Here is a 25,219-nt window from a genome sequence, read left to right as displayed (position 1 = left end):
CTCAGTAATTCCAGCAAGTACGCACTTTCCAGGCCAGTTACATACGTTCAGGTAATCTGCCAGTTCGCGACGGCCCACGCGAGGTGCGATATGACCGGAGTCACCACCGGTATTCGAGGAAGGCTGCGGACGGCCGAATGCCTCCCCACAGCTGATAAGTGAAGGCCCGAGGAAAGCCCTCAGACTCCGGCAGAAGACATTTCAGCGGTTGTGGCTCGAGCTGACGTGGTGCATACCGCCGAATGGGGTGGTGAAACCGTCGTAGCGCAGACGCAGCATCATCCCCTGATGAGCATGTGGCAGGTTGTGGCAGTGGTTCATCCAGATGCCCGGATTCGAGGCTCGGAAGGCGACCTCCCATACCTGTCCGGGACGAACGTCGAAGGTGTCGACCCACAGTGGGCTGCCCGACGACGGCGTCCCGTCCCTGGACAGGATCAGCACCGGATGGCCGTGCAGATGCCAGGGGTGGGTCTCGCGGCTCCGGTTGACCACGGTGAACCGGACGATGTCGCCTTCGGCGACGAGCTGATCGGGGATTGATGGATGTCCGCGGCCGTTGACGGTGTGCGCGTACGCCGGTGATCCGTCGACCATGGCCACCCCGCGGTCGAGAACCAGGGTGAAGTGCCGGTCGACAGCGTCGGTGCGCAACGTGACCGGGGCCGGGGTTCCGTACGTCAGCAGGTCGAGTTCGGGCCATCCTGTGGTGTCCTGCGTGGATGGCTCGCCGTCGGAGGCTCCGGCCTGGGGCCGCAACCACACTGTGGCGGAGCGGATGTCGTCGAGTGCCAGCGCCACGGATGTGCTCGGCATGACGAACACGAGGTCGTAGCGCCCGCCTGCGGGCAGCCGCAGCCCGGTCCGGCTGATCTCGCCCGGCTGCTCGAGGTCGCGGCCGTCGACGGCCACCACCCGGAACGAGGTGCCTGCCAGCGCGAACGTGTGTGGCTCGGAATCGGTGTTGATCAGCCGCAGCCGCACCGCGGTGCCCGGCGGTGCGATGTGTTCGGTGCCGCCCGCGATCGTGGCGGTGCCGTCGAAGGTGTGTACGAGCAGAGTCAGATCCAATTGTTCCGTGTCGGATTCCTCGCGAGGTTTCACGACGAGGGCACCGTAGAGTCCCCGGCGTACGCCGATGTGAGACGCGTGATGGGTGTGATACCAGTAGGTTCCCGCTTGGTCGGCGCGGAACCGGTAGACGAACTCGCCGCCGGGTGCCACGGCGTCCTGGGAGACGCCCGCGGCACCGTCCTCCCCGCACGGCACGTCGTAGCCGTGCCAGTGCAGGGTCACTCCGTCGCCGATGTCGTGGTTGACCAGTTCCACCTCGATGAGATCGCCCTGGGTGGCCGTGATCGTCGGACCGGGCACCGTGCCATCGAAGGTCCACGCGTCGATGTCGCGTCCGGACTCCGAGCGCACGGTGGCTTTCCGGGCGACCAATAGGTGTTTGCGCCGGGCACCGCCCGGTGCCGGTGTGTCGGCGCCGCGCAGGTCGGTCACCGATACAGTCGCGTGCGACGCCGGACCGGGACCACCTCCGTCGGTCACCGACGCGGCGGGCCGCACCGACAGGCCGACGCCGGTACCGGCCGCACCGACCACGACCACACCACCGGCAACGCCGAGGAAGCGGCGGCGCGAAACCTCCGGCCGGTCCGAATCGGTGTCCGGTTCCGCGGCCGTGTCCGCGTCGGGTGTCGCGAGCACTCGCACGGTCAGCAGCGCGCCCGCGAACACCAGCGCGATCGTGATCAGCACGGTACCGAAGGTCAGGGGGTATCCGACGAGGAAGGTCACCAGGAAACCTGCCAACGCGGCGTAAGCGGCGGTGAGCAGCGCGACGACGCCTGCGGCATCGACGGTTTCCGGCCGCCGATCACTCGTGACTTGCACGAGCAGCCGGGGTCCGGCCAGCACCGTGGCGGCCAGCGCGGCCACCGTGAGCATCGGCAGTCCGAGCAGCACCTTCTCTTGGACGAACCACCAGCCCCGATCGGCCAGCACCGTCACCGACGCCGCCCTGGCCGCCGTCACCAGCAGTGCCACGGCCAGGAGAGCCAGGGCGAGCCTGGCTCGTCGCAGCGACATGGTGACGCCTGCCGCGAACCACGCGGCGACGCTCAGCAGCGCGAGGGCATGGTCCGCGATGATCCAGGTTGCGGTCGTCATGACGCCGTTCGCGCGGATTCGGCCGACTTCCACGAAATCTGTTGCGATTGCCGCACGATCATCCCGATCACGCCGATGATGACCAGCCCGTTGATCGCGTGCAGGCCGAAGATGAAATGGCTGCCGCTCGAGCCCGCACCGAACGATGTGGCGACTTCCCGGATCACCGACTGACCGATCACCAATCCGGTGACCAGGCCGGCCAGCCCGACGAGCCGTCCCGGCATCCGGGCGACGGCGGCGGCGATCGTGATCACGAGCGCGCAGACGAGTATCGCGTATCCGAGCGTGCGATGCGGCTGGAAGGATTCCTCGACGGGCGCGGTGTCGAACGCACCGCTGGCGGCCAGATAGAACTGGGCGATGACGGCGAGCAGCAGCAGGGCCGCCAGGCCGGTGAAGGCTTTTTTCATGCGGTCGATAGTCGCGGCGGCCGGGCAGGTTCGGCTTCCGGCGACGGGAGTCGCTGTCTACGCGAATACGCGTACGAAACGCGCGATCGGCTGCGTCGGTCGTCGTAGCCGATCGCGCGCCCGGGGCGGAGCACGAGCATCCGCGGATGCCGTACTCTCACGGCATGGTTCTGCGGGCGGTGTCGCGACAGCTGTCTGTCTGGTTCTCGCGTCGGCCTGCCTGGTTGCCGGATGTCCTGCTGGCGCTGTTCGTCACCGCGATCCAGGTGCAGAGTGCCATGATCCCGGTGCCGCTCGAGCCGGTCCCGAAGCCGGTCTCGGCCTTCGGATATGCCCTGCTGATCGTGAGTGGCGTGGCCGTCGCCGCGCGCCGTCGGCAACCTGTCCTGGTTTTCCTGGTCACGGCGGTGGCCAGCTTGATCTATTTCGGTCTCGACTTCCCCGACCGGGCTTCCTATCTCGCACTCTTCGTCGCCCTGTACACCCTCGCCGCCTACGGCGACGGACGGCGATCGCTGATGATCGCCGGTGCGGGCATCACGGTCCTCGCCGTCGGCTGGCTGATCGCCGGAGCGGATGTCGAGCCGGTCGTGGCCATCGGCTGGGTGTTCTTCCGGATCGGCGCGTCGGTGATCAGCACGATACTCGGCGAGTCCGTCCGATCCCGCCGGGTCATCGCCGCCGATGCACAAGAACGGGCCGAACTGGCGGAACGGTCCCGCGACGAAGAAGCCAGGGCGCGAGTCGACGCCGAACGGCTCCGGATCGCCCGCGAAGTCCACGACACCGTCGCCCACGCGATCGCCATCATCAACGTGCAGTCCGGCGTCACCGCACACGTGCTCGACAAGCGACCGGAACAGGCCCGCGAAGCATTGCGCACCATCGAGCAGACCAGTTCGCGGGCACTGCGCGAGATGCGTGCCATCCTCGGTGTCCTGCGCGATGGCGATGAGCGCGAACCCTACCCCGGTCTCGCCCAGATCGACGAACTCGTCGGCAAGGCCCGTGCCGCCGGGCTCGACATCGCTTTCGAGCAGACCTCGCCGGTGACGCCGCTACCGAGCGCGGTAGGCAGCGCCGCATACCGCATCGTGCAGGAGTCGATCACCAACGTGATCCGGCACGTCGGCCCGACCCGCGTGACGGTGGCGCTCGAACCCGGCATCGACGCCTTGCGGATACGGGTAATCGACGAGGGCCGCCGCGGCTCCACTCACGTTCCGGTTCGCACCGGCGACTCCCCCACTACCGGCCGCGGGATCGTCGGAATGCGCGAACGCTGCCAACTGCTCGGCGGTGAACTCGACGCGACGTCGCGTCCCGATGGCGGGTTCGAGGTCACTGCTCGCCTTCCCCTTACCCCGGTCGGATCGCGCCTGTGAACTCCACACCACCGATCAAGGTGCTGCTCGCCGACGACGAACGTCTGGTCCGTTCCGGCTTCAAAGTTCTGCTCGACCTGGAAGACGACATCACGGTGGTCGGTGAAGCCACCACTGGCGCAGAGGCTGTCGAACTTGCCCGCGCCACCCGCCCCGACGTCGTCCTCATGGACATCCGCATGCCACGGCTGGATGGAATACGCGCCACCGCGCAGATCGCCGAGGCCAACGGGATGGAGCGGGTCAAGGTCCTTATCCTCACCACCTACGACACCGACGAGAACGTCTTCGATGCCTTGCAGGCGGGTGCCAGCGGGTTCCTGCTCAAGGACGCGGGCCCAGCCGAACTACTACACGCGATCCGAGTCGTCGCCGCCGGTGACGCGCTGCTCGCACCCCGGATCACCCGCCGCCTCATCAGCCAATTCACCGCGCAGCGCAGGGCTGCCAAGTCCGCCGAGGACCGGCTCGCGGTGCTGACCGACCGTGAGCGCGAAGTGCTGGCACTGGTGGGGCAGGGCATGAGCAATGACGAGATCGGTGCCGCGTTGTTCCTCAGTCCGGCGACCGCACGCACGCATGTCAGCCGCGCGATGGTGAAGCTGGGTGCGCGCGACCGCGCGCAGCTGGTCGTGATCGCCTACCAGACCGGGCTGAGTGATTTCACCTCGTAGCGAGGGGTTCATCCGCTCCCCAGCGGAACCGGCATCCATGAGCACGATGCGCTCAGCGCCCGCAACGACCGATCGGCTACGACGACCGTCGCAGCCGATCGCGATCTTCGTACGCGTATTCACGTAGACGGCGACTCCCCTCGCCGGAAGCGGAGCATGCCTGATCGGCGCGACCATCGACGGCATGATCATGGATCCCGAACTCGAAGCGTTCGTCCCGATGTTCCCCCCGGCCGACCTGAGCGACCCGATCACCGCCCGCAAGAACCTCGCCGAGTTGGCCGCGGCGATACCGGCACCGGACACCGCGAACCTGGAGATCGAAAATCGCACTGTCCCCGGCGATTCCGATGTGCCGATACGGATCTATCGGCCGCACGGGGCTCAGGGCGCCATCCTATGGCTGCACGGCGGCGGCTTCGTCATGGGTGATTTGGACACCGAACATCCGTGGGCCACGCTGCTCGCCGACAACTCCGGCACGACGGTGATCTCGGTGGACTACCGCCTGGCGCCGGAACATCCGTTCCCCGCCGCGCATGACGACATCTACGCGGTGCTGACCTGGACGGCCGAGCACGCGTCCGAGCTCGGCATCGACCCCGCGCGGATAGCGATCGGAGGCCACAGCGCCGGCGCGGGGATCGCGGCCGCGGTGGCATTGCGGGCGCGTGACCAACAAGGGCCGCCGATCCGCTTCCAGCTGCTCAACCAAGCCGTCCTCGATGACCGGCAGCAGACATGGTCGGCGCGGCATTTCACCGATACGCCCTTCCTGACTCGCGGCAAAGTCGCCCAAATGTGGGGGCACTACCTGGGATCCACGCCCGCCACGCCGTACGCCGCACCGGCGCGGGCCATCGATCTGTCCGGCCTGCCACCCGCCTACATCGCCACCGCGGAGTTCTGTCCGAACCGCGACGAAGACATCGACTACGCACTGCGTTTGATGCAGGCGGGAGTGCCGGTCGAGCTGCACCAGTGGCCAGGCACGTTCCACGGATCGCAGGCGATCCTGTCCGCCGAGGTGTCACAGCGGCAGAATGCCGAACTCGCCGCTGCCCTGCGCCGCGCCCTCGTCGGGGAGTAGCCGCGGTCTTCACCGGTGAGATAGCGGTCGGCGATCCGCCGGGGCGGTAGCTATTTTCGACCCACGTCTATGGCGGCAGACCATCTAGACATTGACAAGTTTGCCGACACCGACCTATCTTGCCACTGTCAAGATTTGCGGCCGGGGCCGGCTCGATTCATGCGCGCACGGGACCGCTTTCGAACTGGCCGCGATGTGGTCGCGACGAAATTGACGAAGACAGGAGAACGATGACCACCATCGACCTCGCCGAGGCGAGGGAGCATTCCACAGCACCCCCAGCAGACGTCGATTCCTCGGCGGAACCGAGCGTGGCAGCATTGCTGCGCCCTCATCTAGGCGGTTTCGCCGCCGTTGTCGTCCTGCAGATCATCGGCGCTGTCGCTGGTCTCGCGCCGTTGCTCGCGGTTGTCGAATTGGGTCGAACTCTGTTGTCGCCCGGTCCGATCGATCACGGTCATGTCTGGATCGTCGTGATCGCGGGTGCGGTCGGCTTGTTCATCCGGCTGCTGTTCACCGCCGCCTCGTCCGGAATCGGACATCTTCTCGACAGCCAGGTGCAACTGTCGTTTCGCAGGCAACTGGCCGCGCGGCTGGGGCGGGTACCGATCGGCTGGTTCTCCCGGCGCAGCACCGGCGAGCTGGCGAAGATCGTGGGTAAGGACGTGAGTGCCGTGCACCCGTTCATCGCTCACACCCCAGGCGATCTCATCGCCGCATTCGTGGTGCCGCTGGTGTCGCTGATCTACTTGTTCACCATCGACTGGCGGCTCACACTGATCACGCTGGTACCGGTGGTGCTGGCGGTGGCGCTGGTCCCGTTGATGATGACCCCGACCCGGCTGCGAGAGCAGAAGGAGTTCGATGCGGGGATGGGCCGGATCGCGAGTGCGGCCGTCGAATTCGTGCAGGGTATCGCGGTGGTCAAGGCGTTCGGCTCGGGAGAGCGCGCCCACCGGAAATTCCGCACGGCCGCAGATGATTTCGCGGACTCCTTTCTCCGCATGGTGCACGGTCTCGCCGGAATCGCCGCGGGGATGCAGGTGGTGCTTTCGCCGCCGTTCGTGCTACTGGTCGTGCTTATCGGCGGCACGGTTCTGATCACGAACGGTTCTCTGGCCCCGGCGGATCTGCTGCCGTTCCTGCTGCTGGGACTTGGCCTGACCGCTCCGGTGGCGGCGCTGGGCCACGGCTTCGACGATCTGCAGGCCGCCCGGCGCGCGGTCGGCCGGATCCGGGAAGTGCTCGAGGTGCAACCGCTACCGGAGCCTTCGCGTCCGGTCACACCACAGGGGCATCGGGTGGAACTGCGTGACGTTCGATTCGGGTACGAAGTCGATCACGAGGTGCTGCGCGGGATCGACCTGGTGCTCGAGCCGGGGACGGTCACCGCGATCGTGGGTCCGTCGGGAAGCGGAAAGTCCACGCTGGTGCAGTTGTTGCCGCGGTTCTTCGACCCGACTCACGGCTCGGTCCGGTTGGGCGGTGTCGATCTGCGCGAGCTCGGCAGCCGGGAGCTGTACCGGATGGTCTCCTTCGTCTTCCAGGATGTTCGCCTGCTACGCGCGTCGGTCGCGGACAATATCGCGCTGGCGGTACCGCATGCCGACCTCGACGACGTGGTTCACGCCGCCCGGCTGGCGAATATTCACGATCGAATTCTCGAGCTGCCGCGCGGATACGACACGGTGCTCGGTGCGGACGTCCAACTTTCCGGCGGTGAGTCGCAACGGATTTCGATCGCACGCGCTCTTCTCGCCGAGGCGCCCATTCTCGTGCTCGACGAGGCGACCGCCTTCGCCGACCCGCACACCGAACAGGCGGTGCGCCGGGCACTGGCGACGCTGGAGGGCGATCGGACGATTCTGGTCATCGCTCATCGTCTGGAGACGATCGCCGACGCCGACACCGTCGTGCTGCTGGAGAACGGCTCGATCGTCGAGCGCGGCAAGCCCACCGAACTGCTGGCACAGAACGGAAAGTTCGCCGAATTCTGGCAATCTCACCGATCCGTGCTCGCCGACGAGATCGAAACCCACGGTGGCGTACTGGAGCGTGAGCTCAGGCAGCGGCAGAGGCCCGCGAACGTCGCCGATGACACTGTGCAAGGAGACGAGCCCCGATGATTCGAATGCTGCTGCGCGTGTTGGGACACGAGTACGCCCAGCCCGTGCGTCGCACCGTGGCCCTGATGACGGCAACCTCAGTAGCCGAAGGATTGTCCTACGCACTGCTGGTTCCGGTGTTGCGGGCACTGTTCGGCAGCACGCCCGCAGATGCCTCGCCCTGGCTGATCGCGTTCGGGGCGGCGGTCGCCGGCTATGCGGCGCTGCGCTATCGCAGCGATCTGTCCGGTTTCCTCGTGGGGACCACGCTGCTGCGCGGTGTCTATCACCGTTTCGGCGATCGTCTGGCCCGATTGCCCCTCGGCTGGTTCACCGCCGGTCGTGTCGGGGAGGTGTCGGTCCTCGCCAGCGAGGGTGTGCTGCAGGCGATGAGCGTGATCGCGCATCTGCTGGCACCGTTGATCTCCGCCAGCGTGACTCCGCTGACGATCGTTGTCGTGATGCTCGCCTTCGACTGGCACATGGGGTTGGCCGCGCTGGCCGCCGTACCGGTCGTGGCGGCGATCCAGATCTGGACGGGACGGTCGATGGCCGCCGCCGACGCGGAGCGTACCGAACGCGCCAAGGAGGCCACCGGGCGAGTCATCGAATATCTGCAGGCTCAGCCGGTGCTGCGCGCCGGCGGCCGAACTGCCGAACGCTTCCGGTTGCTCGACGATTCGCTGTCGGGACTCGAGCGCGCGTCCCGCCGTTCCATGCTGTCGGCGCTGCCCGGCATAGTGGGCCTGACGCTCACGGTGCAGGCGATGTTCACCGCTCTGCTGGCCTTGGGCGCCTACCTCGCGCTCGGCGGAAATATCGGTGTAGCAGAGGTTTTGGCGATCCTGGTGCTGACGGCCCGCTGCGCGGATCCGCTGCTGTCGCTGTCGGAAATCGGCGGCCAACTGCGCGGCGCACGTGTCGGGCTGGCCGGACTCGACACGGTGTTGCGCACCGAGCCGCTGCCGGAAGCTCCCGAACCGATTCAGCCGGTAGGCCACGACCTGGAATTCGAGTCCGTCACCTTCCAGCACGGCGGCCGCACGGTGGTGGACGACGTATCGCTGTCCGTGCCCGCGGGAGGGCGGCTTGCCGTTGTCGGCCCCTCGGGTGCGGGTAAGAGCACCTTGCTGCAATTGCTCGCGCGGTTCTACGACGTGGACGAGGGCGCGGTGCGCGTGGGAGGTGTGGACGTGCGCGCGATCAGCACCGACGTGCTGATGCAGCAGATCGCCATCGTCTTCCAGGATGTCTATCTGTTCGATGGCACGATCGAGGAGAACGTGCGTCTCGGCCGTCCCGACGCCGACGACGCCGAAGTGCGAGCGGCCGCGACCGCGGCGCGGTTGGACGAAGTGATCGAGCGACTGCCCGGCGGATGGGCGACGAAAGTCGGTGAGGGCGGCGCACTGCTGTCCGGCGGTGAGCGCCAACGCGTTTCGATCGCGCGAGCGCTGCTGAAGAACGCGCCCATCGTGTTGCTGGACGAGGTGACCTCAGCACTCGACCCGGTGAACGAGGCGGCCGTCCACGAAGGAATCGAGCGCCTGATGGCGGGCCGGACGGTGGTGATGGTGGCGCATCGTCTGCGGACCGTCCAACGCGCCGATCGCATCGTCTTTCTGGACGCCGGCCGGATCGTCGAAGAAGGCAGCCACGACGAGTTGCTGCGCCGCGGTGGGCGCTATGCCGACTTCTGGGAAATCTCCAGGACACCGGTAGCGAGTTGATGAGTCAGCATGTTGTTCCAGTTTTGCGATCGAACCGTCGCAGGCATGCTGAAGACGGCCGCGCGCCGGCCGCGGCCAAGAGGGGACGAGCCTGTCGCCGAGCATCTGCCGGGCAAGACGATCGTCAACCTTTCGTCGGACTCGCCGGAAAGCACACGCACAGCCGGGGCATGGATCCGGACACGTGGCGGTCGATTCCTCGCTGGCGGAGTCATGGCCGACAGTGATGGCGTCGGCAGTCCGGCCCCTCGACTTCCTGGACAGCGACGACGGTGACCGATCTGGAGGCTGGTGAACTGTTGCGGCAGTTCGCGGCCACTGTCCATCGATTCCTCCGGCCGAGCGAGTCCGGCCGATGACAGTAGACCAGACCTCACCGACATTGACAGGCAAGTGACTGCTTGCCTATTGTCGCTTCATGGGCGATATCTTCAAGGCCCTCGCCGATCCCACCCGGCGGACCATTCTCGATGAGCTGACCGAGCGCGACGGTCAGACCCTGTTCGAGATCTGCGTCCGCCTGACGAGTCGACATCAGCTGAGCCTGACCCGGCAGGCCGTATCCCAGCATCTGGCGGTGCTGGAGGAGGCCGGGCTGATCACGACGCGCAAGCAGGGGCGGTACAAGTTCCATCACCTCGACACCACTCCCCTGGCCGCCATCTTCGAGCGGTGGCCGGTCACCAGGAAAGGACAAGCGCCGTGAAGATCTACATCACCAGCGTGTTCGTTGACGACCAGCAGAAAGCTCTCGACTTCTACACCGAGGTACTCGGCTTCACCACGAAGCACGACATCCCGCTGGGCGAGGCCCGGTGGCTGACAGTCGTCTCACCGGAGGACCCCGAGGGCACCGAACTCTTGCTCGAGCCGGACGGGCACCCCGTGGTCAAGCCGTACAAGGAAGGGCTGGTCGCCGATGGAATTCCGGCCACCTCGTTCCAGGTCACGGACGTGCAGGCGGAATACGAGCGACTGCGCGGGCTGGGAGTGACGTTCACGCAGGAACCGCTGGCGGCAGGGCCGGTGACCACGGCGGTCTTCGACGACACCTGCGGAAACCTGATCCAGATCGTCACCCCGGCCTGACCCCGGCTCGACTCGGCCGAGCGGATGTCGTTCATCCCGATACCCGAACAGGTGAGCAGACCGATCAGGAATCGAGAAGCGCCGGTCACCGAGCGGCACATAGCGTTACTGCCATGAACATCACCGCTGATCAGACCACTATCGAATCCGTCATCCTGGAGGTGCCCGATCCCGCGGCCGCCGCGGCCTTCTACGCCACCGCGTTCGGCCTCGGCGACAAGGTGCGCGTGCGCGCGTCCGAGGCGCCGACGACCGGCTTTCGCGGCTTCATACTGTCGCTCGTGGTGTCTCAGCCGAGCACCGTCGACAGCCTCATCGGCACCGCTGTCGACGCGGGCGCGACGACGCTGAAGCCTGCCAAGAAGAGCTTCTGGGGGTACGGCGGCGTCGTCCAGGCTCCGGACGGGGCGATCTGGAAGATCGCGACGTCGTCGAAGAAGGACACCGGCCCGGCCACCCGGGAGGTCGACGATTTCGTGGTGCTCCTCGGCGTCGACAACGTCAAGGCCACCAAGCAGTTCTACGTCGACCGCGGCCTGACCGTGGCGAAGAGCTTCGGCAGCAAGTACGTCGAGTTCGACGCCCCAGCGTCCTCGATCAAGCTGGCGCTCTATGGGCGCCGTGCCGCCGCCAAGGACGCCGGCGTCCCGCCGGAGGGCACCGGGTCGCACCGGATCATCATCGGTGGCGGAATCGGGACCTTCGCCGACCCGGACGGGTTCGCGTGGGAGGTCGCCCCGGTCTGAATCACGGGTCCACGGAGCCGCCAGCCACGATGGTGGGCGCGTCGGGCAGGTGCAGTTCCAGCACCTACGGACGCCACCCAGTCGCGTTCACCGATTGGCAGCCAGCACTGCCGCGAGGCCTTCTTGCAGGTCCTTGACAAAGTACTCGGGAACCTCCAGCGACGGGAAATGTCCCCCGATTTCGGGCGACTTCCATCGGACGATCTGTCGGTACCGCTGCTGCGCCCAGGGACGCGGATACTTCTCGATGTCGCGGGGATACATGCTGATTGCCGTCGGGACGTCGACCCGAAGTTCGGGATCGAGCGAGTTGTGGCTCTCGTAGTAAATGCGGGCCGACGATGCACCGGTCCGCGTCAGCCAATACAGGGTGACATCGTCGAGAACGCGGTCTCTGGAAATCGTCTCGAACGGGCTGTCTTCGGTATCGCTCCACTCAGCGAACTTGTCAAGGATCCAGGCAAGAAGCCCGACCGGTGAGTCGACGAGCGAGTAGCCGATGGTCTGTGGTCGGGTCGCCTGTTGCTTCGCGTACGCCGCGCGGTGGCGCCAGAAATCGCGGGTTTCCTCGGTCCATTTGCGCTCGTCCGCCGTCAGCCCGTCCGTTGTCAACCCGGGCGGTGCCTCCGCGAACGTGGTGTGGATGCCGAGAACGTGCGCCGGGAACCTGCCGCCGAGAACCGTGGTGATATTTCCTCCCCAGTCGCCGCCGTGGGCTGCGAACTTGCTGTAGCCGAGCCTTCCCATCAGTTCCACCCATGCGGCCGCGATCTTTTCGGTTCCCCACCCGGTGGTGGCCGGTTTGTCGCTGTAACCAAATCCTGGTAGCGATGGGACCACGACGTGGAAGGCTGGCGCGTCTGCATCTTTCGGATCTGCCAACTCGTCTACTACATCGACGAACTCGGCGATGCTGCCCGGCCAGCCGTGCGTCAAGATCAGAGGAGTGGCGTCTGCGCGCGCTGATCGGCGGTGCAGGAAGTGGATTCCCAGATCGTCAATGGTCGTGCGGAACTGGCCGATCCGGTTGAGGCGATCTTCGAACGAGCGCCAGTTGTACCCGGTGCGCCAGTAGTTCACGACATCGACGAGGTCGGCGAGCGGAACGCCCTGGTCCCATCGGCGAGGGCCGGGCGCGGCGGGATAGACCGTCTCGGCTTCCGGCAGCCGCGCTACGGCCAGCCGCGCGCGCAGATCGTCGAGGTCAGCGTCAGTTGCGTGGGCTTCGAATGGATGCACAACGACGGGGTCGGGCGTGAAAACCGGATTGGGGTGGCCAAGTGCGGGCATGAGACCTCCTGCTCATCGCGGAACCGGCTACAGCCTATTGAGAACCGGCTAAGACGGTTCTAGCATGCTTCGGCGTCAGCCTGCAACCCGCTAAGGTGGTTCCATGCCTGCTGGGTTCCCTGACTTTCGCCTCGGTAACGTGCTAGCGACCAGCTTCACGGGGACTCTGTCGGAGCGTCATGGCGACCCAGTGGAACGCATTCCCACGCCGCAGCGACTCGTCGACTGGCTGGCCGTGAACGGCCTAGGCGTGGACTCCTGCACCACCGCCCAGCTCGAACTCGCCTGGGAACTGAGGGAGTCGATTCACGCCGCCGCGACAGCGGCCGCGATCCGAGACGCTCTTCCTGCGTCCGCTGTTCGAGTCATCAATGACTGCAGCGTTCAGGGTCGGGCGGCGGCCATCCTGACGCCCGAGGGCAGTCGTCAATGGCGACTCAGCTCGGCTTCCTGCGTAGAAGATGCCCTAGGCGTAATCGCCGCCGACGCGATCAGCATCATCGCAGGCGAACGAGACGGAAAATTGGCCTTGTGCGCATCACCGACCTGCCGAGCCGCCTTCTTCGATACCAGCCAAAGTCGCACCCGCAAATGGTGTGACATGAACACGTGCGGGAATCGTCAGAAGAAAGCGCGCTTCAATGCCAACCGACGCCGAACACCAGAGGCTGACCAGCAGTGAGTTCGAACATAGGACGCGAAAGTCACTCCGCCGACCGCGATCTCAGTAAGTCCGGAGAATGACGAAGGCGCTGCCACGAACGCTTGGATCCATCCGACCGTGCGGACCGCGGTCGATACCGAACCAGAGTAGTGCGAAACCTGCCGGAACTGTTGTCGCCGAGGGCGGGCCTCAAAGCTGCAGGTCTGCCGGAGAGACTCGTGGAGCCTGCCGTCTCGATCCCGGCCGATAGGTCGCTTGCGCTATCGGGCGACGAATCTCCGTGTAGGACTCCAGCGCCGCGGCAATGGAATTTGCACTACGCAGGGCTTTCGCCAAGACGATCGCATCCTCGATGGCGGAGGTCGCTCCCCGCCCTGCCGACGGCGAAACGGCGTGTGCCGCATCGCCTATCAGTACGGTGTCCGCGTTGTGCCAGCGCCCTTCGGGCTCGAGTTCATACAGTGCGATCGGTGCACTCACCTCGGAACGCTCCAGCACCTCTACCACCCGCGTTGCCCGCAGCGCCTCGAGAAACACGTCCGGGTCGATCGAGGCAGCCGCGGACTCGGCGTTTCGCCTGCTGAACCAGAACGAGCCATCGCGGTCATCCCCCACGTACCCCGCTACACCATCCGAGTGCGACCAAAAGTGCAGTACGCCCGTCGGTAGCCCACGCACCGGAACTGGGCAATGTCCGTAGCGGATCAGCTGTCCCGTGTACGTCGGCTCATGGGGATTACCGAGCAAACGCCGGGTAGCTGAACGAGCGCCATCGGCGCCGATCAGCAGATCGCTTGTACGCGCGCTGGGGTCGGCCCGAGTTCCGTAATCGCAGGGGATGTCTGCCTGCTCCAGGCGTTCACGCAGCAAGGCCAACAGATCCTTGCGCCACACATGGATACTCGACCAGCGGTGCCCCGGCTCGGTCCGGGCAAAGGATTTCGTCCGCCCAGTGCGCGTGTCGGCAGTGCTGACACTCACGACCGGGAACCCGGCCGCCCTGACTTTTTCACCCAGACCGATCTGATCGAGCGCGGTCGACGCCGCAGGCCCGAGCGTGACCCAGCCACCTACCTCGGCCGTGCGCGCCGATTTCTCGTAGACATGCACGCGGCCACCGACTTTCGTCATCGCCAGTGCCGCGCATGCCCCTCCGATGCCGCAACCGATGACCTCCGCGTGAAACACCACGTCAGACCTTCGCCGTAGAGCGAACCAGTTGACGACGCACCCGAAACATGTCCTCCCCCAGACTCGCCGCCGCAGCCAGGAGCAGCTTACGGTCTGCATCGAACGTATCAGCTTTGCCCTCACGCACTCCACGTTGTACTTGTCCGACCGCGTGGGACTGTGTCCGGCCGTGGGTGTTTCGGCGGCCAACATCAACGACGCCGACGCGCTCAAACCGCTCGTGCAGGCAGTGCCCGCCGCTCGGTCGCGCCGACCGAAACCGATATCCCATCGACAGGCATGCCACCCTTGCCTTCGTGAACGAGCACAACATCGCCGCGATCCGAAATCTCGCAGGCTTGGTCACACCGATGGCTCTGCGTGTGGCGGTAACCCTGGGCCTGCCGGACCGACTGCGCAGTAATGGTGCCGCCGTAGAGCACGTCGCAACAGAGCTCAATGTGTCACCGATAGCGCTCGAACTCCTTCTGCGTCACCTTGCGACCCTCGGGATCATCGAGCGTGCATCCACCGGCTACCGGACCACCGACTACGGAGCGACGCTCTGCAGCGACGCTGACAACGGCCTGACCAACTTCCTGCACCTGGACATGGCCGGCGGCCGCGCCGAGCTGGCGGTCGTCGAACTCCTGCACAGCATCACCACAGGCGACGCGGGCTACTCACGCCGCTACGGGCAGGATTTCTGGGCCGATCTCGCCCAATACCCGCATCTGCGTGAGTCGTTCGACCAGCAAATGACGCATCGATTCCGCGAACAGATCCCGCAGATCGTCGCAGGCTACGAATGGCACCGCTTCTCCACCATCGTCGACGTCGGCGGTGGTCACGGCACCCTCCTCGCCGCGATTCTGGCTGCCCATCCCAGCGTCCGCGGCCATCTGGTCGACCTCGAACCAACCGCGACCGAGGCCAGCCGCACCTTCACCGCGCACCGTGTCGAGGACCGAGCCCAAGTGACCGCGCGTAGCTTCTTCGACCCCCTCCCAGGAGGGGCACAAGCCTACTTGTTGTGCGACATCCTGCACGACTGGGACGACGAACACGCGCACCGGATTCTCGACCGCTGCGTTGAAGCCGTCCACCCCACCGGCCGCATTCTGGTTATCGAACCGGTCGGCGGACGACGCGCCAACACCGAGTTCGACCTGGCCATGCTCGTGATCTTCGGCGGTCGCGAACGCCGGGTCGACGAGTTCCGCACCCTCGCCTCGGCCCACGGGCTGGTCCTCGATACCGTGACCGACCTAACCGACCAGCGCTGCCTACTGGAGTTCCGCCTCACCACCACCAGCTGACTCCTGGCCCCAGCGCGCAGAGTCGCGATGTCATCGCACAGCGCGGCATTCGCGCGACGTACTGCGTGAACTCGACTCCGTCAGGTAGCTCCACATCCACGGTGGACAGCCATATGGCGGTTCTCGTCCACAAGACGCTCGCCGTGGATTGTCCACTGAGTGCGGCACCTGCTCGACGGTATCGCAGGCTGCCTGAACGTGGCGATGGAGCGGCTATTTCGCGTGATCTGAGCGGTCGGTGGTGCCGGGGAGCGCGAAGCCGGCTTGGCGCAGGAGGCTGCGCAGGTATGCGGTCAGGTCGGATGGTTGCGGGCCTTCGGTTGTGGGGGATCGGGCGGGTTCCAGCAACAGGTGGTGGATGATGGCGCCGTTGAGCATGTCGAGCAGGATGTCCAGGTCGGCGGTTGGCGTGAGGACGCCCGCGGCCTGCGCTTGCTGGAGCAGGGCGCGGGAGCGTTCGCGCCGGGGCAGCACATGGTGGTGCCAGTAGGCATCCAGCAGTGCCGGGTGGCTGGGGCCTGCTCCGAGCAGGCGCGCCGCGAGCAGGCGATACCTGGGGTCGGCCAGGGCCGCGCCCCAGTGCGGGAGCAGCGCCTCGATCAGGTCGGGCAGAGCGGCGGCATGGGTGGTCGACGGCACGGCGCATCCGGCCGGATGTAGCCGATCGCGATTTCTGCCATGTCCACCCCTTGCTCGATTCGTGTGGTGCGGCACCCGGCGCAGGGGACCTCGCGACCCTCCCAGCGACGCCATCGCCGCCAGAGGTGTGCCCTGATGGGGAACGGGCTCTCACCCTGCGCCGGGCCCGGAACATGACTGTGACGACGAACAACACCGCGAACCGGCAAAAGGTTTGTCACTCTTGGGATAAGGAAATCTGTGGAATGGATCCGTGATGACGATGACCCAGGAATCCGGTGTCGGTGAGAAGGTACGTGTAGCTAGGAAGCTCGCGGGCTGGAGCCAGGAGAGACTCGCGCGGGAAGCCAACTTCTCGGCGAGTTTGGTCCGCAAGGTCGAGCGCGGCCGCGCGCCGGCATCACCGGCATTCGTCGCGGCATGTGCGCGCGCTCTGCGAGTGAACCTCGCGGATCTCCTCGAGCAGCCCTATCCGCGGCAGACCCGCGATGAACTGCGAGTGCACGCCGGAGTGCCCGAGATCCGCCGCGAGCTGGCCGCGTACAAGATCGAGCCCGACGGCACCATGAACGCCCGCCCCGAGCACGAACTCGCCGCTGACGTCGCGAGGGCCTCCAAATTGCGGCATTCCGTCAACCTCGGCGACCTCGGCACACTGCTGCCCGGTCTGCTGGCAGACCTCCGCGTCGCATGGCACTGCGCCACCGGAGCCGAACGCGAGCGCATCTTCGGGCTTCTCGCAGAAGCGTTCGCAGCGACCGGACAGGTTGTGTACAAGCTCGGCTATATCGATCTTTCCTCGCTATGCGTCGACCGATACGAATGGGCAGCCGCACAGTCCGGTGACCCGCTGGCCGTCCTCGTTGGCGACTATCAGCGAGCGGGCGAACTGATCGGCGCGGCCGACTGGTCAACAGCTCTCCGCTTCCTCGAATCAAGCCGGGCGACCATCGAATCCGACGTCGGCGGCAACGATCCAGTCGTCCTCAGCATGTGGGGCAACCTCCATCTGAAATCCGGTCTCGCCGCCGCCCGCGCAGGTCGCCGCGACCTCGCCGACGAGCACCTCGCCGAAGCGCGGGAAACCGCCCAGCGCATCGGTGTCGATCGTGACGATTACCGGCTGTGCTTCGGCGTCACGAATGTCGACATCTGGTCGGTCGGCCTGGCTGTCGAGATGATGGACGGAACCGAGGCCGTGAAACGCGCCCAGCGCGTGCACCTTCCGGCCACAACGCAACGGGAGCGTGCTGGCCACCACTACATCGACTTGGCCAGGGGATACCTTCTCCACGGCGACCGCACGAAAGCCCTCGCCTCGCTTCAGAAGGCCAAGGAGATCGCGCCGACACAAACCCGCTACCACCCCATGGTCCACGAAACCATCCGCGTCCTGGCCCGCGACGACGCTCGAAGCAACGAGAGCGTGCGCGGCTTTGCCGCCTGGTGCGGCATCGACCGCGCGTGAGCCGTTGGGGATGGGCCAGCGTCGGGGTGCTCACGCCGAGCTGGCCGGACGCACCGACGTTCGATGTCTTGACCCGCGAGCTGCGCTAGCGGGATCCCGCCCTTGGGGGGGTCAGCAATATGCTGGGCGACTGTGACCGAAACCCACCCCCGAAACAGCAACGACCCCACGATCCTGCCGACGACATTCGTACCGGTGGAGCTGGAAGGTGAGCTGTACGTACGGTGGGTAGAGCGCGGTTATTTCAAGGCCGACGCCAACAGCGACAAGCCGCCGTACGCGATCGTCATTCCGCCGCCCAACGTCACCGGCCGCCTGCACATGGGTCATGCCTATGAGCACACTCAGATCGATGCGCTGACCCGACGCAAGCGCATGCAGGGGTATGAGACGCTGTGGCAGCCGGGCATGGACCACGCGGGCATCGCCACGCAAAACGTCGTCGAGCGTGAGCTTGCCAAGGAAGGCTTGTCCCGGCACGACCTGGGCCGCGAAGCATTCGAGCAGCGTGTGTGGCAGTGGAAAGCCGAATCCGGTGGCGCTATCTCCGATCAGATGCGCCGCCTCGGTGACGGTGTCGACTGGGACCGCGAGCGGTTCACCATGGACGAGGGTCTGTCCCGTGCTGTCCAGACGGTCTTCAAACGGCTCTACGACGACAAGCTGATCTACCGGGCCGAACGCATCATCAACTGGTGCCCGCGTTGCACGACCGCGATCTCCGATATCGAAGTCGACCATCAGGAGCTCGACGGCGAGCTGGTGTCGATCCGCTATGGCGACGGACCGGATTCGATCGTGGTCGCGACTACCCGCGCGGAGACCATGCTCGGTGACACCGCCGTCGCGGTGCACCCCGACGATGACCGCTACCGTCGACTCGCCGGTCGCGAGATTGTTCTGCCACTGACCGGCCGCCGTATCCGGGTCGTCGCCGACGCCCACGTCGACCCGGAGTTCGGCACCGGGGCGGTGAAGGTCACCCCGGCACACGACCCGAACGACTTCGAGATCGGTCAACGCCACAACCTGCCCGCGCTGACGGTGATGGATGAGCGGGCGATCATCACCGCGCCCGGCCCGTTCCAAGGGCTCGATCGCCTCGAAGCGCGCAGCGCCGTCGTCGCCGCGCTGCGTGCCGAGGGACGCATCGTGGCCGAGAAGCGCCCATACCGGCATGCGGTCGGGCACTGCTCGCGCTGCGGCACCGTCATCGAGCCGCGCTTGTCGATGCAGTGGTGGGTCGAGGTCGCGCCGCTGGCCAAGGCCTCGGGTGACGCCGTCCGCGACGGCCGGGTCTCCATTCATCCGCCCGAGTTGGCCAGCCGCTATTTCGACTGGGTCGACAATCTGCGCGACTGGAACATCTCCCGCCAGCTGTGGTGGGGACACCGCATCCCGATCTGGTACGGCCCCGGTGGCGAGACGATATGCGTCGGGCCGGACGAGACCGCACCCGAAGGCTGGGTGCAGGACCCCGACGTGCTCGACACCTGGTTCTCCGCGGCGCTGTGGCCGTTCTCCTCCATGGGCTGGCCCGACCAGACCGACAGCCTCGCCAGGTTCTACCCCAATTCGGTGCTGTTCACCGGCTACGATCTGCTGTTCTTCTGGATCGTCCGGATGATGATGTTCGGGCTGTACGCCACCGATCAGCCGCCGTTCACGACGATCGCCCTGCACGGCATGGTTCGGGACAAGCACGGCAAAAAGATGTCGAAATCCTTTGGCAACGTCGTAGACCCGATCACCTGGATGGACGCCTACGGCACCGACGCGCTCCGCTTCGCGCTTGCCCGTGCCGCCAACCCCGGCACCGACGCCCCGATCGCCGAGGAATCCGTCGAAGGCGCCCGCAACTTCACCACCAAGATCTGGAACGCCACCCGCTTCGCCCTGCTCAACGGCGCCACCACCAGCGGACCACTCCCCACCCCAGCGATGCTCTCGGCGGTCGACCGGTGGATCCTCTCGCGGCTGAACACCGTGATCGCCGAAGCCGATACCCTTTTCGACGACTACCAGTTCGCCAAGCTCACCGAGCTGCTGTATCACTTCGCGTGGGACGAAGTATTCGACTGGTACCTCGAATTGTCGAAAGCCACCTACGCTGCGGGCGGGCCAGCCGCCGACGCCGCACGGCGGGTCCTCGGACATGTCCTCGACAACCTGCTGCGGCTGCTGCATCCGATCGTCCCGTTCGTCACCGAGAAGCTGTGGACCACCCTGACCGGGCAGGAATCCGTGGTCATCGCCTCCTGGCCCACCGATACCGGATATCGCGACCACAACGCCGAAACCGAAATCGCCGAACTGCAACAGCTCGTCACCGAGGTCCGGCGTTTTCGCTCCGAACAAGGCGTCCGCACGAGCCAACCGGTACCTGCCGACCTCGAGCTCACATCCGCGCTGCGCTCACACGAACCCGGGATCCGGCAACTGCTGCGCCTGGAACCCGCCGCCGAGGGTTTCACGCCTACCGCGACGCTGACGATCGGCCGAGCCCGGATCAGCCTCGATCTGTCCCAGGCCATCGACGTCGACGCCGAACGACGCCGCTTACAGAAGGCTCTCGCCGCCGCGCAGAAGGAATTGGACAGCACCGCCAAGAAGCTGAGCAACAACGGATTCCTGGCCAAAGCACCCACCGACGTCATCGAATCAATTCGCGCTCGCAGGCAGACAGCGCAAGAGGACGCCGACCGAATCCAACGCCAACTCGACCTCCTCGCCGAGTAGCGCTCGCCAGAATCTGGTTGCGGCAACGTGAGTTGCCGCAACCAGCCTCACGCGCACGGCTCGTCACCGTAAGGAAAGGTGAAACCACTCCAGACGGCATCTGCCGGTGCTGGATCCGCACTCGGTAACACCGATCTGGCGCTGATCACCCCGGGCGGCTCCGCCGGGAGGACCGGCCACTTCCGCCCGGACCGGCCATGTCACGGGCTGAGCGCGGCCTGGATACGGCCGCAGACCCGCATCAGCTGTTTTTCCTCGGCCGGGCTGATACCGACCTGACACAGCATCGCCTCCGGGACGTGCGCCGCGGCGCGTTGGAGCTCGCGCCCGGCAGCGGTGACGGTGATGCACAAGCGTCGCTCGTCGCCGCTGACCCTGGTTCGCTCCAGGAATCCCTTGTCCGCCAGTCGTTTGACGATCGGGGTGAGCGTGCCAGCGTCCAGGTGGGTGTGCACCGACAAGGTACGCAGGTCCACCTGGTCGGCCTCCCACAGTGACATCATCACGATGTATTGGGGGTAGGTGAGCCCGAGCGGCTCGAGCAAAGGCCGGTAGGCACGCACGATCGCGTTCGCGGTGCTGTACACCGTGAAGCACGGCTGGTCGGACAGGCGATGGGGATCCACGAGGCCATTGTCCCAGCGACGGCCGGCCGTCAGCGCCAATAGTTGTTCGCGGCGGCGATCGTCGCGAACTCGGTCGCGACAACCTGGCTCACTGCCAGCAGCCCGGCCGCGCTGTCCGCATACTCGGGGCGGAGCCGCTCACGGATGGAGTCCTCCGGTTGGGTCGCCTTCACCGTCAGCCGGGCCAGTTTGATCGCCAGAGCTCGACCTTCGCTCGGCGTCGCCGTGATCAGCGTGTCGTTCGGTACCAGGTTCATGACCGCCTCTGATGATTTGCGTACAAATTCTTGGCGCACAAAGTAACTGTTTCCGTGTAGGCTCGTCAAGCCCAACCACGCACCACTAGGAGCGTTTTGGTCGACGTGGGTACTTGCTCGGGCGCATCCGGCCGGTGACGCGCAATGTCTCGACGGCGGCGCCTTTCCACGAGCACTCGTCCGCGTCGCACTCGCGATGCACCTGCATGAGTGCGTGGGCGTCGGCGGGACTGAACTCCGGGCCGTCCACCGGCTCCACCGCTGGCCAACCCAAAGGCGGCCAGCCCAGCAGGCACAACTGCTGATGGCCCACGCGTTTCGCGATGTCATACACACTCGGACCAGGCAACGGCCTTCGCCACCATCTACTCGCCGCGAAGAAGACTCCGAGCACCACCACGACCACCGCCGTCGCCACGACAATGGCTGTACTGAACTCGGACCAGTCGGACATCAAGGTCGCACCCCCCTCGCAGGTGGACCGAACGGAACCCACCGATGCCCGCGTTCCCAAATCTCCTCGGGCATAACGACAATCAGGGTCACAACTTCGGTCAGTCCGCGCCTAGCGGTCCAGACATGCTCGCGGGTCGGGGCAATGACAACCGAAGCACCGACCCGGCGGATGGCCTGCGCGAGTAGAAGCGTCGGCATCAACACGTCACGATCCACAACCAGCACTTCCGGTTCCGGGTAGCCCTTCCGCCTGGCCAGAGCGCGAATCGCGCGCTCCTCCCCTGCGTGGTCACTGCCGGATTGGTCCAGCCGGATGTAGCCGATCGCGATTTCTGCCATGTCCACCCCTTGCTCGATTCGTGTGGTGCGGCACCCGGCGCAGGGGACCTCGCGACCCTCCCGGCGACGCCATAGACGCCGGTGGTGTGCCCGTCGAGAAGCGGGCGCTCACCCTGCGCCGAGGCCGGTTCTGAGCTTCACCGACCAGCGCTTTCAATCCCAGGTACGGGACCGCATGCAACCGATACGCTTCCGATGAGGCGTTGCACGACGCGAGCAGGGGGCGGCAATGATCACTGTCAGCACGTGGACGGGCATAGAGGTGAAAGCCCTTCGCACGGCGGCTCTTCGGATGACGCAGGAAGAGTTCGCCGAGGCGACCGGCTACCAACCTCCGACCGTCAGGAAGTGGGAGCGCGCCACGGCCGCGCGTCCGGTGCGTGGGAAGTCGGCTCTGGACTTGGATACCACCCTCGCCGGGCTCGACGCCCAGCAGCGACAGCGGTTTTGCGCCGCCGTGGCCGATGCGCGACACCGTGTGGTGGCGCATGCTGGTAGTAGCGCCATGACCGCCGATGTCGTCAGCTCGGCGGCTGAAGTCCACCAGGATGTGCGGGAAGAGGACGAGTTGAAACGGCGGAAGTTCGGATTCTTGCTCGGGGCCACGTTGGTGGCGTCCGGTATCAATTCCGATGTGGTCCCCAACCGCATCGGCATCGCAGACGCACAGCGTCTGGCGAACAATGTCATCGAACTGGGCCAGCGTGACCAAATAGTAGGTGGGGGCACGCTCGTCCAGGAGGCAGTGGCTGGCCTCCGGGTCGCCATGGCTGCCTTGGAGAGTTGCGCATTCGATGGGGCTGCCGGGCGCGCATTCATGTCCGCCACCGGCGAGCTGGCAAGCCTGGCGGGATGGCTAGCCTATGACGCCGACCTGCACTCCCTGGCCGGCCGCTGCTACGCGGACGCATTCGCACTCGCCAACCAAGCAGATGACGACACACTGACGGCGCACGTGTGCCTCACTGCCGCTCTCCAGACAATCAATCTCTCCCGTACCGGAAACGGCAGCCCCTATCGCGCGCTCGGACTCATCGGCCGCGCAAAGGATCTAACGCGCGGCCACCCGCCCGGCCGAATCCACGCGCTGATCGCGATCCGGGAGGCGCAAGCGCACGCGGTGCTGGGTGACCGACCGGCGTTCGGCCGCGCAATCGCGACCGCCTGGCGCGAGCTCGATTCCGCTCTCAGCCATGAATCCATGGACGAGTGCCCGGAATGGCTGCGGTTCGTCAGCCCCAATGAGATCCGCTGCCATGAAGCACGCGGTATCGGTGATCTCGGCGACCTCGAGAAGTCCGCAGTGCTGTCGTCCGGTCTTGCGCTCGAACAGGCCGGAGCTCGCAATGCCGCCGCCTACCGCGCCGGTTGGGCTGCCGCTCTGGCGAAGGTCGGGGACATCGGCGGCGCGGTCATCCAGGCCAGCGCGGTGCTGTCCGAGCTGGAGAAACAGGTGTCCTCCACACGCACACTGAAACTACTCGAACCCGTGCGGGCGGCGACTGGCATGCACGATGATTCGTTCAATCAGCGTTTCGACGATCTGGTGCGGAGGGCCACGGCGGTATGAAGGATCCAGTGGCGGTGAAGGACCTTGTCTTTCAACGAATGTCCGCCGCGGAGGCGCGAGACCACCGCGCCGAGGTCGAGGACATCTTCCGAGCTTCCTACGTCGAGGCGATCGACTCCGGAGCGGAGTTCGAGTCGCCCGAGGCGTTCATGCACCGCTTCGACGCCTACACCGATCCCAGCCGATCCAGTGGGTTCGAGCTGGTCATGGCCCGAATCGATAGGCTGGCGGTCGGACAGACGTGGGGTTGGCCGCTCGGACCGCAAAGCCAGTGGTGGAACGGATTGCGGCTGGACGCCGGTGACCTCGCCGCATTCACGGCGGAGAACGGCACACGTACCTTCGCACTGTCGGAAATCATGGTTCGGGCGGAGTTCACCGGCCGTGGAATCGCTCGCGCCCTGCACGACGATCTTCTGGGCAGGCGACCCGAACAGCGGGCGACGTTGCTGGTCCAGCCGGACAATCGCCGCGCATACGACACCTATCGCCGTTGGGGATGGGCGAGAGTCGGAGTGCTCACGCCGAGCTGGCCGGACGCGCCGACGTTCGATGTCTTGATCCGCGAGCTGCACTAGCGGATCCCGGTCGATTGGGCTCAGCATGAGAACTCGAAATCGCTGGCGGACTGGAATAAACGGAGAACGTGATGTCGAGCCCGAAACCGCGGTGGTATTCGGGCGCGAGTTCTCGCCCTGGCACAGGACACGAATGCCGACCGGCAAGCCGATGGATGCTGGGGTGAGCGAGAATATGCCGATGGCTATTTCGCTGGACCAGGCCGACTCGGTGATCTCGGCCGCGCGTAAGGCGGCAGCCGAGCTGAGGGAGACCGTCTCGCTGGCGGTCGTGGAGGACAGCGGCGATCTGGTGGCCTTCGCGAGGATGGACGGTGCACCCCGGTATTCAATCGAGATCGCACAACGCAAGGCAGACGCGGCCATTGCGCTGGGATTCGACACCGTGCACATGACCACCGCCACACCGCAGGGGCAGCCGCTGGTCGGCGGGCCGCAGCAATCGGGTACGCACTCATTGGTGCCCAACGGCGGTGGCGTGATCATCCGGGTCGGCGGCACGGTTATCGGCGCGCTGGGTGTGTCCGGTGCGGCCTCCTCGATCACTGACCACAAGATCGGCACGGCTGCCGTCGCCCAATTGGATTGACAGTTCACTGATGGATCGCCGAGGGGCGATGCTGTCGAGATTGCCTGTCGGAGCCGAGTTGAACCGTCGAGTTCGGGACCGGCTTCGGTTTCCGACAGGCCAGGCGGG

Annotated in this window: 25 protein-coding genes; 16 read left to right on the top strand and 9 right to left on the bottom strand. The window is 66.0% G+C overall.

Annotated features, from left to right (window positions below; translation table 11 throughout):
* Positions 1-201 precede the first annotated feature (201 nt).
* Positions 202-2,175, bottom strand: coding sequence for a multicopper oxidase family protein (locus tag ACWPXK_RS21380; RefSeq protein WP_454197930.1), 1,974 nt, complete (start codon positions 2,173-2,175; stop codon positions 202-204).
* A complete protein-coding gene (locus ACWPXK_RS21375) occupies positions 2,172-2,588 on the bottom strand; it encodes a DUF6220 domain-containing protein (RefSeq protein WP_454197929.1) in 417 nt (138 codons plus the stop codon). The genes ACWPXK_RS21380 and ACWPXK_RS21375 overlap by 4 nt, the downstream gene beginning before the upstream one ends.
* A gap of 164 nt (positions 2,589-2,752) precedes the next feature.
* Here ACWPXK_RS21375 and ACWPXK_RS21370 point away from each other — a divergent pair, with 164 nt between their 5' ends.
* The 9 genes from ACWPXK_RS21370 (at position 2,753) to ACWPXK_RS21330 (ending at position 11,407) form a co-directional block, all read left to right on the top strand.
* Entirely contained in the window at positions 2,753-3,973 is a 1,221-nt protein-coding gene (locus tag ACWPXK_RS21370; protein WP_454197928.1) for a sensor histidine kinase, read from the top strand.
* Positions 3,970-4,647 (top strand): response regulator transcription factor, encoded by a 678-nt coding sequence (locus tag ACWPXK_RS21365; RefSeq protein WP_454197927.1) that lies wholly within the window; start codon positions 3,970-3,972, stop codon positions 4,645-4,647. Before ACWPXK_RS21370 ends, ACWPXK_RS21365 begins: the two co-directional genes overlap by 4 nt.
* A gap of 184 nt (positions 4,648-4,831) precedes the next feature.
* Positions 4,832-5,737, top strand: a complete 906-nt coding sequence (locus tag ACWPXK_RS21360; protein WP_454197926.1) for an alpha/beta hydrolase — start codon at positions 4,832-4,834, stop codon at positions 5,735-5,737.
* 230 nt (positions 5,738-5,967) lie between these two features.
* Complete coding sequence (locus ACWPXK_RS21355) at positions 5,968-7,863, top strand: ABC transporter ATP-binding protein (protein WP_454197925.1); 1,896 nt, start codon at positions 5,968-5,970, stop codon at positions 7,861-7,863.
* A complete protein-coding gene (locus ACWPXK_RS21350) occupies positions 7,860-9,572 on the top strand; it encodes an ABC transporter ATP-binding protein (RefSeq protein ID WP_454197924.1) in 1,713 nt (570 codons plus the stop codon). Before ACWPXK_RS21355 ends, ACWPXK_RS21350 begins: the two co-directional genes overlap by 4 nt.
* A 272-nt stretch (positions 9,573-9,844) precedes the next feature.
* The gene (locus ACWPXK_RS21345; RefSeq protein WP_454197994.1) at positions 9,845-9,931 is read left to right on the top strand and encodes a hypothetical protein; all 87 of its coding nucleotides are present in this window, start codon (positions 9,845-9,847) and stop codon (positions 9,929-9,931) included.
* A 59-nt stretch (positions 9,932-9,990) separates the two neighbouring features.
* Entirely contained in the window at positions 9,991-10,278 is a 288-nt protein-coding gene (locus tag ACWPXK_RS21340) for an ArsR/SmtB family transcription factor (RefSeq protein ID WP_454197923.1), read from the top strand.
* Entirely contained in the window at positions 10,275-10,661 is a 387-nt protein-coding gene (locus tag ACWPXK_RS21335) for a VOC family protein (RefSeq protein WP_454197922.1), read from the top strand. The genes ACWPXK_RS21340 and ACWPXK_RS21335 overlap by 4 nt, the downstream gene beginning before the upstream one ends.
* Positions 10,662-10,774: 113 nt before the next feature.
* A complete protein-coding gene (locus ACWPXK_RS21330) occupies positions 10,775-11,407 on the top strand; it encodes a glyoxalase (RefSeq protein ID WP_454197921.1) in 633 nt (210 codons plus the stop codon).
* Between the two features lie 87 nt (positions 11,408-11,494).
* On the opposite strand, the gene ACWPXK_RS21325 is transcribed toward ACWPXK_RS21330, so the two are convergent.
* Entirely contained in the window at positions 11,495-12,697 is a 1,203-nt protein-coding gene (locus ACWPXK_RS21325; protein ID WP_454197920.1) for an epoxide hydrolase family protein, read from the bottom strand.
* 103 nt (positions 12,698-12,800) lie between these two features.
* Between ACWPXK_RS21325 and ACWPXK_RS21320 the strand changes: the two genes are divergently transcribed.
* The gene (locus ACWPXK_RS21320) at positions 12,801-13,379 is read left to right on the top strand and encodes a CGNR zinc finger domain-containing protein (protein WP_454197919.1); all 579 of its coding nucleotides are present in this window, start codon (positions 12,801-12,803) and stop codon (positions 13,377-13,379) included.
* Between the two features lie 171 nt (positions 13,380-13,550).
* Here the strand turns inward: ACWPXK_RS21320 and ACWPXK_RS21315 are convergent, their stop codons facing one another.
* Positions 13,551-14,552 carry an FAD-dependent monooxygenase gene (locus tag ACWPXK_RS21315; RefSeq protein ID WP_454197918.1) on the bottom strand — a complete coding sequence of 334 codons (1,002 nt, stop codon included), beginning with the start codon at positions 14,550-14,552 and terminating at the stop codon, positions 13,551-13,553.
* A gap of 296 nt (positions 14,553-14,848) precedes the next feature.
* On the opposite strand from ACWPXK_RS21315, the gene ACWPXK_RS21310 reads away from it, so the two are divergent.
* Complete coding sequence (locus tag ACWPXK_RS21310; RefSeq protein ID WP_454197917.1) at positions 14,849-15,850, top strand: methyltransferase; 1,002 nt, start codon at positions 14,849-14,851, stop codon at positions 15,848-15,850.
* Between the two features lie 213 nt (positions 15,851-16,063).
* On the opposite strand, the gene ACWPXK_RS21305 is transcribed toward ACWPXK_RS21310, so the two are convergent.
* Positions 16,064-16,489 carry a TetR-like C-terminal domain-containing protein gene (locus tag ACWPXK_RS21305; RefSeq protein ID WP_454197916.1) on the bottom strand — a complete coding sequence of 142 codons (426 nt, stop codon included), beginning with the start codon at positions 16,487-16,489 and terminating at the stop codon, positions 16,064-16,066.
* Between the two features lie 256 nt (positions 16,490-16,745).
* Here ACWPXK_RS21305 and ACWPXK_RS21300 point away from each other — a divergent pair, with 256 nt between their 5' ends.
* Both ACWPXK_RS21300 and ACWPXK_RS21295 read left to right on the top strand, forming a co-directional pair.
* On the top strand, positions 16,746-17,957 hold the full coding sequence (locus ACWPXK_RS21300; protein ID WP_454197915.1) for a helix-turn-helix domain-containing protein: 1,212 nt from the start codon (positions 16,746-16,748) through the stop codon (positions 17,955-17,957).
* Positions 17,958-18,089: 132 nt separating this feature from the next.
* Positions 18,090-20,696, top strand: coding sequence for a valine--tRNA ligase (locus tag ACWPXK_RS21295; protein ID WP_454197914.1), 2,607 nt, complete (start codon positions 18,090-18,092; stop codon positions 20,694-20,696).
* Positions 20,697-20,896: 200 nt separating this feature from the next.
* On the opposite strand, the gene ACWPXK_RS21290 is transcribed toward ACWPXK_RS21295, so the two are convergent.
* The 4 genes from ACWPXK_RS21290 to ACWPXK_RS21275 form a co-directional block, all read right to left on the bottom strand.
* On the bottom strand, positions 20,897-21,322 hold the full coding sequence (locus ACWPXK_RS21290) for a MarR family winged helix-turn-helix transcriptional regulator (protein ID WP_454197913.1): 426 nt from the start codon (positions 21,320-21,322) through the stop codon (positions 20,897-20,899).
* Positions 21,323-21,351: 29 nt separating this feature from the next.
* Positions 21,352-21,579 (bottom strand): hexameric tyrosine-coordinated heme protein, encoded by a 228-nt coding sequence (locus ACWPXK_RS21285; RefSeq protein WP_454197912.1) that lies wholly within the window; start codon positions 21,577-21,579, stop codon positions 21,352-21,354.
* A gap of 85 nt (positions 21,580-21,664) precedes the next feature.
* Positions 21,665-22,033, bottom strand: a complete 369-nt coding sequence (locus ACWPXK_RS21280; RefSeq protein ID WP_454197911.1) for a hypothetical protein — start codon at positions 22,031-22,033, stop codon at positions 21,665-21,667.
* Positions 22,033-22,374 (bottom strand): hypothetical protein, encoded by a 342-nt coding sequence (locus ACWPXK_RS21275; protein ID WP_454197910.1) that lies wholly within the window; start codon positions 22,372-22,374, stop codon positions 22,033-22,035. The genes ACWPXK_RS21280 and ACWPXK_RS21275 overlap by 1 nt, the downstream gene beginning before the upstream one ends.
* 229 nt (positions 22,375-22,603) lie before the next feature.
* Here ACWPXK_RS21275 and ACWPXK_RS21270 point away from each other — a divergent pair, with 229 nt between their 5' ends.
* From ACWPXK_RS21270 to ACWPXK_RS21260, 3 genes are all read left to right on the top strand, one after another.
* Positions 22,604-23,944, top strand: a complete 1,341-nt coding sequence (locus tag ACWPXK_RS21270) for a helix-turn-helix domain-containing protein (protein WP_454197909.1) — start codon at positions 22,604-22,606, stop codon at positions 23,942-23,944.
* Positions 23,941-24,522: a GNAT family N-acetyltransferase gene (locus ACWPXK_RS21265; protein WP_454197908.1), complete on the top strand. Its 582-nt coding sequence runs from the start codon at positions 23,941-23,943 to the stop codon at positions 24,520-24,522. Before ACWPXK_RS21270 ends, ACWPXK_RS21265 begins: the two co-directional genes overlap by 4 nt.
* 181 nt (positions 24,523-24,703) lie before the next feature.
* Positions 24,704-25,111, top strand: coding sequence for a GlcG/HbpS family heme-binding protein (locus tag ACWPXK_RS21260; protein ID WP_454197907.1), 408 nt, complete (start codon positions 24,704-24,706; stop codon positions 25,109-25,111).
* Positions 25,112-25,219: the final 108 nt, after the last annotated feature.

The organism is Nocardia sp. Marseille-Q1738 (genome assembly GCF_965283145.1).
Note: the sequence above shows the minus strand (reverse complement) of the source record. Positions and strands in the feature narration are given on the sequence as shown.